General features: G+C 71.1%; 14 protein-coding genes. 3 read left to right on the top strand and 11 right to left on the bottom strand.

The window, feature by feature from the left end; translation table 11 throughout:
* Positions 1 to 81 precede the first annotated feature (81 nt).
* The 3 genes from KOI47_RS16985 (at position 82) to KOI47_RS16975 (ending at position 4,162) form a co-directional block, all read left to right on the top strand.
* Entirely contained in the window at positions 82 to 561 is a 480-nt protein-coding gene (locus tag KOI47_RS16985; protein WP_216216902.1) for a hypothetical protein, read from the top strand.
* A gap of 142 nt (positions 562 to 703) precedes the next feature.
* Complete coding sequence (locus KOI47_RS16980) at positions 704 to 1,000, top strand: hypothetical protein (RefSeq protein ID WP_216216901.1); 297 nt, start codon at positions 704 to 706, stop codon at positions 998 to 1,000.
* A 999-nt stretch (positions 1,001 to 1,999) separates the two neighbouring features.
* Positions 2,000 to 4,162 (top strand): ATP-binding protein, encoded by a 2,163-nt coding sequence (locus KOI47_RS16975; RefSeq protein WP_232376802.1) that lies wholly within the window; start codon positions 2,000 to 2,002, stop codon positions 4,160 to 4,162.
* Between the two features lie 383 nt (positions 4,163 to 4,545).
* On the opposite strand, the gene KOI47_RS16970 is transcribed toward KOI47_RS16975, so the two are convergent.
* Genes KOI47_RS16970 through KOI47_RS16920 form a run of 11 tightly spaced genes read right to left on the bottom strand, consistent with a single transcriptional unit; the run spans position 4,546 to position 15,288 of the window.
* Positions 4,546 to 7,569, bottom strand: coding sequence for a LysM peptidoglycan-binding domain-containing protein (locus KOI47_RS16970; protein WP_216216900.1), 3,024 nt, complete (start codon positions 7,567 to 7,569; stop codon positions 4,546 to 4,548).
* 21 nt (positions 7,570 to 7,590) lie between these two features.
* Positions 7,591 to 8,832 (bottom strand): hypothetical protein, encoded by a 1,242-nt coding sequence (locus KOI47_RS35680; RefSeq protein WP_232376801.1) that lies wholly within the window; start codon positions 8,830 to 8,832, stop codon positions 7,591 to 7,593.
* Positions 8,829 to 9,320 carry a hypothetical protein gene (locus KOI47_RS16960; protein ID WP_216216899.1) on the bottom strand — a complete coding sequence of 164 codons (492 nt, stop codon included), beginning with the start codon at positions 9,318 to 9,320 and terminating at the stop codon, positions 8,829 to 8,831. The genes KOI47_RS35680 and KOI47_RS16960 overlap by 4 nt, the downstream gene beginning before the upstream one ends.
* The gene (locus KOI47_RS16955) at positions 9,317 to 9,715 is read right to left on the bottom strand and encodes a hypothetical protein (protein WP_216216898.1); all 399 of its coding nucleotides are present in this window, start codon (positions 9,713 to 9,715) and stop codon (positions 9,317 to 9,319) included. Before KOI47_RS16955 ends, KOI47_RS16960 begins: the two co-directional genes overlap by 4 nt.
* Positions 9,716 to 9,722: 7 nt before the next feature.
* The gene (locus tag KOI47_RS16950) at positions 9,723 to 9,902 is read right to left on the bottom strand and encodes a hypothetical protein (protein ID WP_216216897.1); all 180 of its coding nucleotides are present in this window, start codon (positions 9,900 to 9,902) and stop codon (positions 9,723 to 9,725) included.
* Between the two features lie 55 nt (positions 9,903 to 9,957).
* Positions 9,958 to 10,824, bottom strand: coding sequence for a type II secretion system F family protein (locus tag KOI47_RS16945; RefSeq protein WP_216216896.1), 867 nt, complete (start codon positions 10,822 to 10,824; stop codon positions 9,958 to 9,960).
* Positions 10,821 to 11,693 carry a type II secretion system F family protein gene (locus KOI47_RS16940; RefSeq protein ID WP_216216895.1) on the bottom strand — a complete coding sequence of 291 codons (873 nt, stop codon included), beginning with the start codon at positions 11,691 to 11,693 and terminating at the stop codon, positions 10,821 to 10,823. Before KOI47_RS16940 ends, KOI47_RS16945 begins: the two co-directional genes overlap by 4 nt.
* Entirely contained in the window at positions 11,686 to 13,182 is a 1,497-nt protein-coding gene (locus tag KOI47_RS16935) for a CpaF family protein (RefSeq protein WP_232376800.1), read from the bottom strand. The genes KOI47_RS16940 and KOI47_RS16935 overlap by 8 nt, the downstream gene beginning before the upstream one ends.
* Positions 13,172 to 14,119, bottom strand: coding sequence for a hypothetical protein (locus KOI47_RS16930; RefSeq protein ID WP_216216894.1), 948 nt, complete (start codon positions 14,117 to 14,119; stop codon positions 13,172 to 13,174). The genes KOI47_RS16935 and KOI47_RS16930 overlap by 11 nt, the downstream gene beginning before the upstream one ends.
* Before the next feature lie 6 nt (positions 14,120 to 14,125).
* Positions 14,126 to 14,686, bottom strand: coding sequence for a flagellar biosynthesis protein FlgA (locus KOI47_RS16925; RefSeq protein ID WP_232376799.1), 561 nt, complete (start codon positions 14,684 to 14,686; stop codon positions 14,126 to 14,128).
* On the bottom strand, positions 14,680 to 15,288 hold the full coding sequence (locus KOI47_RS16920) for a hypothetical protein (protein ID WP_232376798.1): 609 nt from the start codon (positions 15,286 to 15,288) through the stop codon (positions 14,680 to 14,682). The genes KOI47_RS16925 and KOI47_RS16920 overlap by 7 nt, the downstream gene beginning before the upstream one ends.
* Positions 15,289 to 15,560: the final 272 nt, after the last annotated feature.

The raw sequence follows: 15,560 nt of genomic DNA, 5'->3' as shown, positions 1-15,560 counted from the left end.
CTCACCCGACGAGTCGTCACCCAGTTCGCTACGGTAACGCCTTCCAGTCGAGCACGATCCTGATCAGGAGTAGTTCCGCGGGTGGAGGTTGAATTGCTACAGGCTGCGTTACTTGGTCAAGGTTCCAGCACGGGTGCGCTGTTGAACAGCAAGTATCTGGAGCTACTCGTCGCGGCCATTCTCGGGTTCCTGTTCGCGCTGCTTCTGGAGTTCCTCAAACGGCGTGCCGGACCGCGCGACTCCCTCGTGTGGAGCCTGGACCGCGAATCGACGTCTTTCGACGTCGACCGGGACGTCCGGGACAACCTGGAGGTCCGGTACCGGGACCGCCCGGTCGGCGATCTGACGTGGGCGCGGTTCTCCGTCCACAACACAGGCAACACCTTGGTGCGCGATCTGGAACTGCGGTTCGCACTGCCCGAAGGGGCGGTGCTGCACGACCTTGGGCCCAAGTCTACTCCCGCCCCGGAAGCTGGCGTCGTCGAACTCGACCCTGCGATCAGTGGGATCGCCGATACCAGATCGGCTACCTGCCGAAACGCGCGAGGGTCGATTTTGTGATCGTCTCCAGTGGAGGTGACTGGTCCCGGTGGTCGGGACCCGCGCACCGAACCCCAGCCGGTCTTGACCTCCAGCAGCGGGACGTAGCCAGGTCCCGAGCTGACCAAGAGCACGTCGCCCCCTGGTCACCGCCCTCGCGTTCATGATCATCGTTGGTCCGCTGCTCGGCAGCGTCGAGCTGATCGACATCGACGCGTTCGTGGACCTCGCGCGCACCCTCGTCCTCGTCCCGCTCGCGGTGTTCGCGGCCTTCCGTGTGCCACCGGTCGCCCGGTTGGCTCAGACCCTTCTGTCACGGAAGTTAACTGACGGACGCTCTGCAACAACCGAGATCGGCGCATGGGAAGGCAGCTGGGTGTTCTACAACTCGAGGATCGACAGCGGCGGTGTAGTCGTCCACAGGCCGACCGAGGGCACTGAGTCCACGAGCACCGCGTAGCACCAAGCGCATGCTGCCCGGCCCTGGACACGGCGGGCGACCTTGAGCACGTACAGGTTGGGAATGACGGGCCAGCCAGTGCTCGTAGCCGGTGTCGTTGTCTTGGAAGCGCTCCGCACCTGCATCCTCCAAAGCACGGCGACAAACGCACACACTTGCCGACGAGACGACGTGGCTGTTCCGTGGGCGGGGTGAGTTTCGGTTTGTGTCTATCGCAGCAGGCCTCGTTCGTCGACGAAGTAGGTCGGCTCACCGAGGAAGATGTCGTTCTTGGTAGGGCCGTGTGCGATGTTGAATGTGTCCAGCCAGTATGACCAATCCTGCATTCCGGCCGCGCTACTGAACCGGTAATTCAACTGCCACCGAACCCACTCGCCACGGATGAGGTGTACAGCGGGTGGGCGTCGGCGTCGGGGCGGGAGGGCGAACACAGCCCGCACCTGCGGAAACACCCGGAGCCGCGTGTCGACGTGCCGAAGGCTGACGTCGGCGCTGGCCAGAGCTCCGATGGATTCCGCAGGACGGAAGCCATCCTGTTCGCGCATCACCACTATGTGCGCAAAGGGGGCTTGCGCCGCTGCCACGGGGAACCCGACAGGCGCAGCGTTACGGGTCGCGGCAGCGGCTCCCCCGCGAGACCGTTTTGTCCACGACGTACGAATCCACTGCACGACGACGTCCACGAGCCCCCTGACCATGAGAGCCAGTTCCACTGGCCATGTCCGCGTGAATATTACCGCCCACACGAGTCTCAGCACAGTCGATTCCGCTCGCCAATCGGCAACCGGGGGCGGGCAGAGCTGGCATCGGACACCTGAACTGGATCACGCAGACGACGCACTCTCATGCCGCTAAGTGCTTGACGCTGTCGGTGATCTTGTGGGGCGCGACGATCAGGTTGTGGTTGCTCTGTTGGTGTGTCTGGGTGCTGGTGGTCCGTGTGGGTGGTTCTGGTTGTTCCCGTGCCGCCGTCGGGGTGGCTGGCGGGAGACTGGTGTCGTGTCGGAGGGGGCGGGCGTTCGTAACGAGGCCGGTGACGGGGTGGCTGGTTCGGTGGTGCAGGCCGGGTCGATCCAGCATGTGTCGTTCACCGGGACAGCTCATGGTGGGGCTGCGCCGCCGCCGCGGCAGTTGCCGTTGGCGATCCGGGATTTCACCGGTCGTGCCGAGCATGTGGCCGCGTTGGATGCGCTGGTGCCTGGCGATGAGGTGGGTGCGGGTGCGGTGGTGGTGTCGGCGGTGGATGGTGCGGCGGGGATGGGGAAGACCACGCTGGCGGTGCACTGGGCGCATCGGGTGCAGGATCGGTTTCCCGGCGGCACGTTGTATGTGAATCTGCGCGGCTACGGGCCGGGTGATCCCGCTACGCCGGGTGAGGTGCTGGAGGGGTTCCTGCGTGCGCTCGGGCTGCCGGGTGAGCGGGTCCCGGTGGGGGTGGAGGCGCAGGCGGGGTTGTTCCGGTCGCTGCTGGCCGGGCGGCGTGTGTTGGTCGTGTTGGATAACGCGAACGGTGCGGGGCAGGTGCGGCCGTTGCTGCCTGGCAGTCCGGGGTGTTTGGTGGTGGTGACCAGCCGGGACAGTTTGACCGGGTTGGTGGTGACCGAGGGCGCGGCCCGGTTGACCCTGGATCTGCTGACCGAGCCGGAGGCGGTCGCGTTGGTGGGCGGGATCGTGGGGGCGGAGCGGGCGGCGGCCGAGCCGGGCGCGGTGCGGGAATTGGTGCGGTGTTGCGGGCGGTTGCCGTTGGCGGTGCGGATCGCGGCCGGGTACGCCGCCGCCCCGCACACCACGGTGGGTGAGGTGGTGGCGGAGCTGGCGGATGAGCGGTCTCGGCTGGAGATGTTGAGCCGGGGCGGGGACGAGCGGGCGGCGGTGGAGTCGGTGTTCGACTGGTCCTACCAGCGCCTGGACAGCACGCAGGCGTTGGTGTTCCGGCGGGTGGGGTTGCATCCGGGGCCGGAGTTCTGCCTCGAAGCCGTCGCCGCGGCCACCGGCCTGGACCTTCCTGTGGTGCGGCGGGTGCTGGGGGTGCTGGTCGAGGCGCATCTGGTGGAGCCGGTGGGGCGGGGCCGGTACCGGTTGCACGACCTGTTGCGTGCTTACGCCGCCCACCGCGCCACCCTCGACGACCCGTCCGGCCAGTGCGAGGCCGTCCGGGAGCGGGTGTGGCAGTGGTACGCCCACCACGCCAAAACCGCCCACCAGGTCCTGCGCCCCGCGCACCGCGACTGGTATCCCGCGCTGCGCCTGGACACCGCCACCCACCCGGAACTGGACCTCGGCGACCCCGCACAAGCATCGGCGTGGCTGGAATGGGAGCAGGACAACCTGGTGGCGGCGGTCCGCGACGCCGACCGGCACGGCCACCTCCCCCTCACCCTCCTGCTCACCACCACCGTGTGGCCGGTCCTGTATCGGGTGGGGCGGTGGGAGGACCGGATCGACCTCACGCGACGGGCGGTGGCCGCGGCCCGCCGCGGCGGGGACCGCACTGCCGAAACCCACGCCCTGCTGGACCTGGGCGAGATACAGGGGGCCGTTGGGCGGTGGCAGGACGCGCGCGAGACCCTCCTGGCAGGGCTGGCGCTGGCCCGCGACCTCCACCACCCAGAACTACAGGCCTGTGCGCTCAACGACCTCGGATGGGTGTGCCTGGATCAAGGGCACTACACCCAGGCGCGGGAGTACTTCCTGGAGGCGTTACCCCTGGCACCCGGTGCCCAGCACGGACGCCTGGAGGCAGTGGTTGAGGGCAACCTCAGCGCTGCGTGCGCGGGGCTGGGGGACTACCACCAAGCCCTGCACCACGCCGAACGCAGCCTCCCCCTGCGCCGCCAGGCCCACGACCGGCAAGGCGAAGCCTGGGCGCTGCACCAGATCGCTCGCGCCCGGCGCGGCCTGGGCGACCACCCCGAGGCGATCGCGCTGTGCGAGCAAGCCCTCCACATCGAAGACCACCACCGCAGCCCGGACATCACCGCAGCGACCCTGGACACCCTCGGCACCTGCCTGCGCGACACAGGCCACCGCGAGCGGGCCTTGCGCTGCTGGCGCGAGGCCCTGGACCTCTACCACCAACTCGGCCACCACCGCGCCGACGACCTCCATGACCGCCTGTACGCACTCGAAGCCACCGACCCCGGACTGCCGCGAACGCAGTAACCTCTGATCCAATTCTGTCCACCTCTTGAGGGTGAGCAGGGCACTCAGCGGTCTCCGGTCGTACGCCATGATCGTGGTCGTCGGATACGTTCCAGGTCCAGGACGCTCTGCAACGCGGTCGGTGACCGTGGTGTGCGTTCCGGGGCGAACGTCACAACCGCCCCACTGCGCACAGAACAATCCACAAGGGACACTGAAGTAAGCCGTTCACCAGGAGAAATGGCCCAATCAGCATGGAAGTCACGTGACTTGGCGATCATGCCGTCTTCTCGCGAGATGCAAGATCACGGCAGCGTCAGGCTCTGAGCGTGCGGAGGGAGGCGGTGAACCACTCTTCGCCTTGGAGGACTCACCGAGTCCCGCACCGGAACGCTGCTCTCCCATCAAACGCGCTGGTCGATGGAAGCGCGGTAGCGCGGTTGGAGGAGTTTGTGGACGAGTTCGGAGGTTTCCTCGTCGAGTTCGATGTCCAGGGCTGTGGCGAGTTCGTCGAGTCTGTCGGCGGTCTCCTTGACGCCGGCCAGGTTGCCTGCCCGGTACTCGACGCGGAGGAGGTCGCGGTGGAGGAGTTCGCTGACTGGTTCGGCTTGTAGTCCTCGGGCGAGTGCGCGGCGGGCGGCGGGGAGGTTGTCGGCTTTTTGGCAGGTGTCGGCCACGGTGTGGGCGACGTCGACGATGGCGTCGATCATCTCGCGTTGCAGCCAGCTGCTCCATGCGTAGCGGCGGTGGGGGATGTTGGAGAAGGGCATGCCGCGGACCAAGTTCAGCGCCTGCTGCAGGTCGGCGAGGCCGTCGGCCGGGTCGTGGCGGAGGCCGCGGTGGGCGAGGTGTTGGAAGTGGTGCCAGTCGCATCGCATGGCGGGTGAGAGGCGGTAGCCGCCGTGGTGTGCGTCGACGTTGGGGAGGTAGAGCTGGCCGTCGTGGTCGCGGCCGAGCCAGGTGCGCAGGCGGGATACGTAGCCCTGCCGGGTGGCCGCCGACCAGGGTTGAGTGCTCGTGCCCAGTTGCCGGGAGAGTTCGTCGGAGGTCACGCCGGGATGCAGTGCCAGGTAGGCGGCGAGTTCGGTGAGGCGGTTGAGCTTCTTGGCCTCCACCTGGGTGACGTCGACGTTGTGCAGCCCGACCGGGCCGAGCACCCGGATCTCGGGGACGTCCGGGTGCTGCTGGTCGGTCTCGCCGCTGGTGGTGGGCTGATCGAGGACGGCGTCGAGCTCGGCGCGGAAGGCTGGACCACCGGCCCGCGGGTCGTCGGGGTCGAGCGGTTCGGGGATGTGGGTGGGTTCGGGTGGGACGCCGTGGTAGTCCTCGGCGGGTACCTGGACTGCGTTGTCCGCGGCGGCCAGCGCGGCGACGAGCTCGCTGGCCTGGGCAGGGGTGAGGCGTTGCAGTTCGACTTCGCGGTCGAGCTGTTCGATCCAGGTAGTGGGGGTGCTGACGTCGATGTGCCAGGCGCCGGGCAACGCGTCCTCGGCTTCTCCCCCGGTGATCACGGCGGCGAGGCTGGTGGCCGGCCCGTCGGTGGCGACCAGGTCGCGCAGGCGGTCCTGTTGCTCGGCGGTGAACGGGTGGGCGGAGAGGATGATCTCCGGTGTCCAGGTGTCCTCGGCGGTGTCGTGTCCACGTGCGGCGCCGATCGAGGTGGTCCCTGCCTCGTGCAGGCTGGTGGCGACCTCGTGGGCCCGGCGCTGGAAGGTGTCGAGGACGTCGTCCACGGTCGCCGTGTAGCGCAACCGACCGGGGTTGTGCGCCGCGGTGGTCTGGCCTATCCCGACGAGGGTGACGACCAGGTGGTCGGCCCAGGTGGCCGCAGCCAGGTCCCAGGCCATCGCGAGCAGGACCGCTTCGATCTGGTCGGTGCTACCGGTAAGGACGATGGCGCCGATCTGTTCCAGGTTGACCAGGACGAGGTCGCGATTGGTGTCGTGGCCGAGGGACACCAACGTCGGGTATGGGGCCGGGGTCGTGTCCAGCGTCTGCGGGTCGAGCAGCTCGACGTTCGGGTCCAAGGTCCAGTCCGTGCCGTCTCCGCCACGGAAGGGTGCCGGTGCGTCTTGAGCTGCCACGCCGTCGGGGAGGTGGGGGTGCAGGGTGATGCCGCGTGCTCCGACGACGGCCGAGCGCACGGCGGGTAGTTCCCGGTCGGCTCGGCGGAGGTGGTCGGCCAGGGTGCGCAGGGAGGCGTCGAGGGTGTGCGCGGTGGCGGGTTGCTCCGTCATGCGGAGCGCGGTTTCCAGGTCACCGGGGACCTCGAGGTGGCTGAGGCGGTGGCCGGGGAGGCGGCGCCGGTGGGCCAGCATCCGCCTGGCGCCGAGGACGGCCAGGATTCCGGCAGCGAGGAGCCCGCCCACGCCCGCCGCGAGGAGCGGGATGGGCGTTTCGTATTCGGCGTCGTTGGCTGGCTCGGTTGCCTGGGGTGCGGGCGGTTGGGCTGGGGGCGGTGCGACGAGTTCGGGGGCGGTTGAGGGTGGTGGGGCATCCGGTGGTTCCGTGGAGCGGCGGGGTGGCGGGGGTTCCGGTGGCTGCTCGGCGGGTGTGTTGGGGATGCGCAGGAGGGTGTCGGGGTAGATCAGGTCGGGGTCATTCAGGTGCGTGCCGCCGGGCTGGGCTATGCCCTTGTTCAGCTCGAAGATCTCCAGGTAGCGGTGCTCGTCGCCGAGGGTGTCCCGCGCGATCTGGCAGAGGGTGTCCCCTGGTTTGACCCGGTATGCCGGTTCGGTGCGCGCGGCCGGAGTGTCGGCTGGGGGTAGGAGGAGTTCCCAGCCGGGTTTGATCAGGGCGACGTCGCGGAGTGTGCCGCCGGTCTTCTGGGGTCTGCCGCAGTTGAGGTCGAAGATCTCGTCGTAGCGGTTCTCGTTGCCGAGGCGGTCCCTGGCGATACTCATCAGGCTCTCACCGGGCCGCACCGTGTGGATCTCGCTCGGTGCGGGGTCGGTGGGGTGGTCGTCAGCCGGGGCGGGATCGGCGGGTGGTGCGGCCGTGCTGTCGCCGGGCGCCGGTGGTGTGGTGGTCGATACGAGGGTGCTGGATGGTGCGGCCGGTGGGGTTTCGGTGGCGCCGGCGGTGGCGGTGCTGGTGATCACCGCGAGCAGGACTCCGGCGGTGATCTGGGCCCAGCGGATGCCGCGCAGGCGGGGGGCCGGTGTACCGCGGACCAGCGCGGCGGTCTCCACGCCGAGGGCGATCACCAGTTGCAGCCAGGCGATCAGCCCGGCCAGGACCAGCATGCCGAGGAAGACCTCGCCGGTGTCCCGCTCGGTGAGCCAGCCGGTGATCTCGGGCCAGGTGGGCAGGTGGTCGGGCAGGAACGCCGACCGGAACAGCCACAGCAGCACGGGTGGGGCGAGGGCGAGCGTGGCGAGGGCGAGCAGTGCTGCCAGTACCCGTCCGAGGTGGTTGAGGGTGCGCATCCCGTGCTCCTCCCCTGATTGTCAGCCGGCCGAGACCAGGTTCGCGGCGCCGGTGGCACTGGCGGACACCTCGCCGATGCCGAGGACGCCGAGAAAGATCGTGTGCTTGGTGACAGTGGCGCGGACGACGAGCCGGTCGCCCTGGATGGTGACCGTTCCGGCCGCGCCGGCAGCGGCCAGGTAGGCACGGGCTTCGTCGGCGGCCTGTTGCGGCTCGACCGTGGCGTCCTGGCCGGTGGCCAGCGCGTGGACCCGCAGTGCCTGGCCACCGGCTCGGGCGGCTTCTTCGGCGATCGAGGCGGCTTGGGAGGACGCCAGGGCCTTGCGGGAGCCGTCCACGGCCATGGCGATCGCGATGATCAGCGCGGCGCTCAGGGCGACGACGAGCACGGAGGCGGAGCCGCGTTCCCCGCGCAGCGGGTGCCGCAGGGTGTGCCACCACGCCCGAGCCCTGGTGGGAGGTGGTGGTTTGGTCGGTTCGCGGGTGGTTGCGGTGAGCAGGCGCTGGACGTCGGCGGCGAGCGCGGCGAGTCGTTCCTCGATGGTGTCGAGCAGGGTGTGGAGGCACTGGGGTGCGCCGGGTTCGCTGGGTATGGTGGTCCACGCCTCGGCGAGGTCGGCGCAGGCGGCGAGGTCGTGGCGGAGGTGGGTGAGGTCTTCCTCGATGCGGGTTGTGGCCTGCCGGGTGGCCGGGGCGAGGTTGGGGTCTCGGAGGGGTTGCTGGGTGTCGAACGCTGGGCGGGCGCGGTCGAGGTGTTCCAGGGCGCGCCAGGCCAAGTGGTGGATGTGGCGCAGGTGGCGGCGGGTCAGCCGGAGCGCGGCCGGGCCGGTGTGCAGGTGGGCGACGGCGTCGATCATGCCGGTGGCCTCGTGCCTGATCGTGGGTGGAAGGTCGAGGAAGTCCGAGCCGCGGTAGACGTAGCGGCCAGGGGTGCGTTCCAGCCAGCAAGTGGCGGTGCGGGGGTGGTTGTGCTCGTCGAGTCGCCCGTTCACCACGAGGCCGATGGCGGTGTGCAGCACGGCGAGGACGCCGAGGACGGCGACGATCCAGCTCATCACCTCGCCACCGGGGGTGGTGATGCCCCCGATGACCAGCCCGGTCGACAGCACGACCGCCAGCAGCCCGCCGGGTGAGGTCGCGGCGAGCAGGGTGTGACGGCGCAGCCGGGCTCGCGTCACGGCGGGGTTTCGTAGCAGGGTGTCCTCGCCGTCGGTGAACCGGACGGTGAGCACCGGCGAGTCGCTCGTGTTGGCCGGTGTCATCGCAGTCCCCTGTCTGGACCGGCACGGTCCATAGCGGAGCGTGTGGGTGCGAGGGCTCGGGTGCCGTACCGGTCGATGGGGCTGCGGAACTCGGCCCGGACCGTGGTGGATCCGCCGATTCCGGGGAACCCGAGGTCGCTGTAGGGGACCTCGCAGGTGATCGTGGCGGTGACGTATCCGGTTTCGCCCAGTGGCTTGCCGAAGTCGGCCGCGTCGACGTGCACGGTGAGCGAGCCGCACGCCAGGTCCTGCTCGGCCAGCGTGGAGCGTGCCCGCTGTTCGGCCGTGGCCGCGGCGGAGGGGCCGTCGTGGGCGAGGGAGGCGGCGCGGGCCGCCGAGCGTGCGGCCTCGTTGACGGCCGACTCCGCGGTGATGACCCGCATTCCGACCAGGACGAGCCCGAACAGAGCGATCAGTGCCACCGCGCCGAAGACGGCCTCGATGGTCACGTCGCCGCGCTCGCCACCGAGGTGGCGCAGCCTGGTCATGGTTGGAGCCGTTCGATCGGGCCGGTGGCGGTGTGGCGCACCGAGATGCGCACGCCGGGGATGAGGGAGGCGGCGTCGGCCGTGACGGTGACGGTCACGTGTTGCCCGTCGCTGGTGGCGGTGGCGTCGACATTGGACAGCCACCCGGTCGTGGCCTCGCGGGTGTGGGTGCGGGCGGTCTCGATCGCAGCGGCGGTGTCGACCGGTGGAAGCCGGGCGATGTTGAGGCCGTCCCGGGCGGCGTCCAGTGCCACGTTGCGGCCGAGGAACACCACGACGACCTGGAACACGGCCCAGACGATCAGCAGGAGTCCGGCCCAGGTGAACACGGCGGCGACGTTGTCGTCCCCGCGTTCCCCGCGCAGCCGCAGCAGCCACGGCGTGATGGTGCGCATGCCGGGTTCACTGCCCACCGATGACCGGCAGTTTCCCGTTCACGAACGCGGTGATCGCGGCGACGATGATCGTGCCGACGGTGACCGCCAGCGCGGCGTACATGACCTTGCTGATGTTCTCGTCACCCCGCTCCGATTCCTGCGTGAACTGCTGTCGGCGGGTCGCGCAGTGACTCACGATCGCCATGGCGAGGAGGAAGAGTCGTTGTGTCCAGGTGTTCAACATTGGTTTCTTCTTTCTGCTATCCGGCGAGCAGGTGGTACATGCCGGGAAACGCGAGGAACACGATGAAGGCGATGCCCATCAGCGCGATGGGGATGTCCATCCGGTCCGAGCGGATGGACGAGGTGGCCTTCCGGTCGGCCAGCTGTTGCTGCCGGATCGCCGCGGCCTTGGCCCGCAGCGTGTCCACGATGCTCGCCCCGCCCTGCCCGGCGCTGGTGAGGATCTGGCCCAGGTCCTTCAGCTGGGACACGCCCATCGACGCGGCGAGCCGTTGCAGGCCGTCCCAGGGCATGTCGCCGCGCAGCACGGCCTCGTCCAGGGCTTGCCGGATGCGGCGGAACGCCCATCCTGATCCCAGGGTCGCAGGGTAGCGCAGCGCCTCGACCGGGCCGCGGTCGCCGAGCCGCCCCAGGGCGACCAGGTCGCAGTAGCTGGCGAGCGCGCCCCCGAAGGCGGTGCGGGCGCGCCGGACCTTGTGCCGCAGCAGCGACGGGGGCAGCAGCCACCCGGCCAGCGCGGCGGCCAGCGCGGCGAGCACGGTCAGGAACGCCGGTGGCGCCACACCGCCGACGGAGAGGATCACGCTCAGCAGCGGCACCCACAGGGCCCCGCCCAAGGCGAGTCCGGCGCGCTGCAGCAGGAACGACTCCCGGGACTGCCCGACGAGGTCGAGGTCGTCTTCGGGTGCGGCGATGTTCGTGTGCTCCAGCAGCCGCGTCAGGCGCGCGAACGCCGGGTGCCGCGGGGGCGGCGTGGTCGCCTGTTCCCGGTCCTCGAGGACGTCGGCCAGGCGGGGCCTGCCGGGGACGAGGGCCGCGATCACGAGCGTGATGCCGGTCGCGGTGCCGAGCGCGAGGAGGATGAGCAGCCCGAGCGTGGTCATGGCCTGCCGCCTGTCGAGGACGCGAGGAACCGGGGTGCCGACGGTTCCACGCCCAGTTGGCGCAGCCACACGGCCGCGAGCCCGACCAGCGCCAGCACGAGGCCCAGCACCAGCTGGCCGGTGGTCGTGTCGTACAGGGAGGTGTAGGTGCCGCTGCCGAAGGCGGCGAAGCCGGTGAAGATCAGGGCCCACAGGGCCAGCAGGATCCGCGCGGTGGAGCGGCGCCGGGCGCGCTCGGCCTCGGCGCTACGGCGCGCGGTGACCTCGTCGGCGACCGCGCTCGCGAGTCGCTGCAGCAACCGGGCCACGCCGGCGCCCTGCTGGTGGGCCACGCACAGCCCGGCCGCGGCGGCGTCGCCGACCTGATCGTCGATCTCCTCGGCGAAGGCCAGCAGCGCCCGCTGCACATCCCAGGTGCGCAGCCGCTGCGCCAGGGTGTTCACCTCCACGGCGATCGCGGCGGGCGCCTCCCGCGCGGAGCCCTGCAGGGCGCTGACCAGGCCGACGTGCCCGGGGCCGAGGACGTCGGCGAGGTGCCGCAACCAGTCCTCGATGGCGTCGAGCCGCTCGATGCGGCGGCGCGCGATCGTGCCGGCCGAGAACAGCCAGGGCAGGAAGACCACCAGCCCGGCCACCGCCAGGCCCGCCACCGGCCAGCCGGTCACCAGCCACGCCGCGGCACCGGTGGCGGCGCCCAGCGGCCACCGCCACCGCTCCGCGTGCGGTCGCCGCGCCCACCAGGCGCGCAGGTCCCTGCTACGGCGGAATGCGGGCCGGTCGTCCTCGTCGCGGCCGAGGAGCCCGGCCAGCACCAGGGTCAGGCCGGCGCCGGTCCCGGCGCCGAGCACGGCCAGCGCGAACTCAACCATGCCGGACCCCGTCCGGTGCGCTCACGCGATCGAGCATCCAGTCGCCGTCGCCTCCGCCGGTCAACCAGGCCCGGTCGAACCCGGCGCGGGCGTAGTCCTCGATGTCGGTGGGCACGAACCCGGCCGGCACCGAGCGCCGCCCCAATCCTCCCCCGGACACACCGGTAGCCCGGTGGAACAGGTAGGTCCGCGAGGCCCGACCCTGCTCCCCCAGCTCGACCGACACGATCTCCGAGACGTACCGGTCCAGGCCACCGGGTCCGGCGACGAGGTCGACGTGCACGATCAGGTCGATCGACTCGGCCACCATCCGGTTGGCGAACTCGGTGGTCCAGGCCGCGTTGGCGCCCAGGCACAGGGACACCAGGCGTTCGATGGCCATGCTGGCGCTGCGGGCGTGCACTGTGGACAGTGATCCGGCGCCGCCGGTGGACATCGCGTCCAGCATCGGGATGACCTCGTTGCCCCGGACCTCCCCGACGACCATGCGCGCGGTGTGCATCCGCAGCGCGTGCCACACCAGCCGGGCCAGCTCGATCCCGCCCACGGGACGGCCGTTTTCCAGCCGTTCGGAGTTGCCTTCCCGGACCTCGAACGGCACCACGCCGGGAAAGCGATCGCGGAGGCGGTGCAGCCCGAGCTCGAACTCGGTCTCCAGGGTGGCGAACCGCTCGGTCTGCGGAATCTCCCGGCACAGCGCGCCCAGCAACGTGGTCTTGCCTGCCTTCTGCCGGCCGGAGACGATGATGTTCTTCTCCGCACGCACCGCGGCCCGCAACAGCGCCAGCTGCGCGGTCGACAGCATCCCCCGGGCACGCAGGTCCTCCAGCGACATCTCGCGCAGCCGGTAGCGCCGGATGGACACATGCGGCCGGTCGGTCACGTCGAACGCGGCCGTCAGCCGCTCGCCACCGGGCAGCTCCATGCTCAGCAGCGGGTGCGCCCGGTTGAAGGGACGTTCGGTCCGGCCCCGCCGGGCCGCGATGCGCTGCAGGAGCCCGATCAGCGCCTCGTCCGTCGGCGCGACCCGCGGCGCGCGCACCACGGTGCCGTCGCCGTAGGACAGCAGCACGGGTTCGTTACCGACGATGTCGATGTTCTCCACGGCCTCGTCCGCCAGCAGCGGCTCCAGCCGGCCGAGGCCGAACATCTCGGCCATCACCGCCTGCTTGACGGTGAACTCCTGCTCCGCGGTCAGGAACTGCCTGCCCTGCCCGGCCCATTCCTTGATCACCTCGGCGAGGACGTCATCGACGAACTTGCCCGCGAGCGCACGCTCGTCCCGGTCGGTGGTGGCCGGATCGGTGCGCTCGGCGCGGCGGGTCAACTCGCGCTGCACCCGCGGCGCCAGCCGCTGCTGGACCCTGTCCACCAGCTCGTCGGCACCGTCGAAGTCCACGCCCGGCACCGCACTCCCCCGGTATGCGCCGAGGGGCACCGGGTGGCCGTTGATCCGGACCCCGCGGTTTCCGGTGAGGTCAACCGACACGGGAGTCTCCCTCCCCCGCCTCTACGACGGCACGCCCGGCGGGCGGCCGCGGCACCGGCGGCAGGGTCGCGGCCTGGACCCGCTCCCGGTGCCGCAACGCCACGGGCTCCGGCGATCGCTGCCCGTTCACCGGGTGCCGTGCCGGGGCCTGCGGCTTGCCACGCAGGCGTTGCCTCCGGGCCAGCGCTCGCCGACCGATCTCCCTGGCCAGCCGTTCGGCACCGGCCAGCAGTGGCGAGGCGTCGAACCGGCGTCCGGGCCGATGCACATCGGTGAGCTGCGCAGCGCCGGACGGATCCCAGGGCAGCTCCCCCAGCACGGGGACCCCACGCGCGGTGAGCTGGCGGGTGATCTCCTCGATCGGGAACCCCTGAGTCGTCCGGGCATCGCCGCGCACCACAACCACCGCGAGCCCGTCGTCGCCCGCGCCGACCAGTCCGGCCTCCTCCCGGGCGACCTCGAGTGAGGCCGTCATCGTGCGCAGGCAGTGCCGGTTGTTGGCCACCAGCAGCACCGCAAGGTCCGAGGCGGCCAGCAGCCCGTGCGGTGTGCCGCGCTGCCGCAGCCGGCCGCAGTCGGCGAGCACGTCGATCGGGTCGAGCTCGTGGAACAGGCCGGTCAGCCGTGGCCAGTGCAGGCTTTCGGCCTCCCGCGGCGATCGCGGGCCGGGCAGCAGGTAGTGGCGGCCGCTGCCGTCCGGCAACGTCACCGCCTGGCCCCACAACGCCTGGTGCAGCGGGCGCGACCGGGCGGCCAGCATCAGCTCGAACATCCCGCGGCGCCCGCACGTCCCGTCCGGATCGAGCACGCCAAGGCTTTGCCCGCCGGTGGGATCGCACTCGGCCACCAGAGCGTGCCGGGGCCAGCGCCAGGCCAGGGCCAGGCAGGCGGCCGAGACACCGGGACTGCGGTTGAGCGAAACCAGTGAGATCAACATGCCGGATCACCCGCCCGGCAGCAGCACGATGGCCACGGTGCCGGCCGAGGCCCTCGTCGCCAGCCGGGGCCCGCTGCGCTCCGGCACCACGACATCGACCACCCGGAGCCCACCGGCGTCCCGCTCCCCCACCCGCAGGACGGTGCCGCGCACCGGCTCCCACTCCTCGGCCCCGCTACCGCCCTGGCTGGAGGGCACGAGCAACACCGGCTGCCGCGGTCGCAGCGGGGTGGCCGGGGCCTGCGCCGGCTTGACCGCCACCCCGACCAGCTGCTGCCCCGGGATCGGCGGAAGCTCGCCGCGGACCGCCTCCGGCGTCACGATCCCGCCCGGGATCAGGTCGGTGGTCGCGGGCTTGCCGACCAGCTGGGAACGCTGATCCCACGGCACCGGCCGCAACCCGGGATCGGGCCGGACACGCACCTCCCGCAGCGCGCCCTCGGTGATCGTCTGGCCGTAGCGCACCGGGCTAGCCACGCCCACCGCAGACACCGTCGCGTCGCCGCTGTGGAACACCCACACCACGCCGGTGGTGCACAGCGCGGACAACACCAGCCCGGTCAGCACCAGCAATTTCGAGCGTCGTCGGCGCGGCGGGCGCAGCGGAGCGGGCGACGGCGGGTCGCTCGGGCCCGCAGTGGTCGACTGGATCTGCGCGGGGGTGGTGACCGGCATCGTTCAGTCCCCCGCGGATCCGTGTTGAGGGTGCGGACCTCCCGCACCGGCAGCCGCGCGGTGGAGGTCAGATCCATCGTGCGGAAGTCACTCTGGCCGCCGCCGGACCAGCGGATCTCCCAGTGACCGGTCGCGGCGACCGGGAACGCGCCGCCCGGCGCCTTCGCCCGGTAGACGTGGCCGCAGGTCGGGGATGCCTCACCGGCCCGGCTGTCGCTGAACGGGGTACCCGGGCCGTCGCACCGGACCGAGCTGCCATCCCCCATCGACCAGGTGATGTGCGCCAGCCTCGCGGTGGCGGTCACGCTGATGGCCCCCGCGCTGGCCGTCCGGGTCACCGGGCCCGTCGTGGCCTCGCTACGGCCGCTCCACATCCACACCGGGAAACCCACCGTCGCCCCATGCGGCGAGGTCGCCGGGGGCGCCAGCCGGATGTCGGGCGCGGACAATCCCATCTGCTCGATCGCCCGCTGCGCCAGCTCGGCAGGCGACACCTGCGGGACGGTCGGCCCCGCCGCCCCTCCGGCACGTACACGACGCGAACATCCCCACTGCCGCCACCCAGCCCCGGAAGCCCGCAGATCATCGCGACCAGGCGGCCCTTACCGGGATCCCGGCCCGCCCACATCGGATCGCCCGCCGCGGGCTGCGGCATGCTCATCGGAGCACACTGCGGACCCGACCCGGATTTCTTCCCGGACACCTTCTGCCCCGGCGCCGATCCCCGGTTCGTTCCGGGGCTGCCTGCCCCGGGCCGACCCGGGTC

It is taken from the genome of Amycolatopsis aidingensis (assembly GCF_018885265.1).
Classification (GTDB): domain Bacteria; phylum Actinomycetota; class Actinomycetes; order Mycobacteriales; family Pseudonocardiaceae; genus Amycolatopsis; species Amycolatopsis aidingensis.
The sequence above is the reverse complement of the archived record's forward strand: the minus strand, read 5'-3'. Positions and strand labels throughout refer to the sequence as shown.

Excerpts from the sequence above, each read along its gene's own strand:
- KOI47_RS16940 (WP_216216895.1), bottom strand. The coding sequence starts at position 11,693 with ATGGTTGAGTTCGCGCTGGCCGTGCTCGGCGCCGGGACCGGCGCCGGC.
- KOI47_RS16955 (WP_216216898.1), bottom strand. The coding sequence starts at position 9,715 with ATGCGCACCATCACGCCGTGGCTGCTGCGGCTGCGCGGGGAACGCGGG.
- KOI47_RS16980 (WP_216216901.1), top strand. The coding sequence starts at position 704 with ATGATCATCGTTGGTCCGCTGCTCGGCAGCGTCGAGCTGATCGACATC.
- KOI47_RS16970 (WP_216216900.1), bottom strand. The coding sequence starts at position 7,569 with ATGCGCACCCTCAACCACCTCGGACGGGTACTGGCAGCACTGCTCGCC.
- KOI47_RS16950 (WP_216216897.1), bottom strand. The coding sequence starts at position 9,902 with ATGGCGATCGTGAGTCACTGCGCGACCCGCCGACAGCAGTTCACGCAG.
- KOI47_RS35680 (WP_232376801.1), bottom strand. The coding sequence starts at position 8,832 with ATGACACCGGCCAACACGAGCGACTCGCCGGTGCTCACCGTCCGGTTC.
- KOI47_RS16945 (WP_216216896.1), bottom strand. The coding sequence starts at position 10,824 with ATGACCACGCTCGGGCTGCTCATCCTCCTCGCGCTCGGCACCGCGACC.
- KOI47_RS16960 (WP_216216899.1), bottom strand. The coding sequence starts at position 9,320 with ATGACCAGGCTGCGCCACCTCGGTGGCGAGCGCGGCGACGTGACCATC.
- KOI47_RS16930 (WP_216216894.1), bottom strand. The coding sequence starts at position 14,119 with ATGTTGATCTCACTGGTTTCGCTCAACCGCAGTCCCGGTGTCTCGGCC.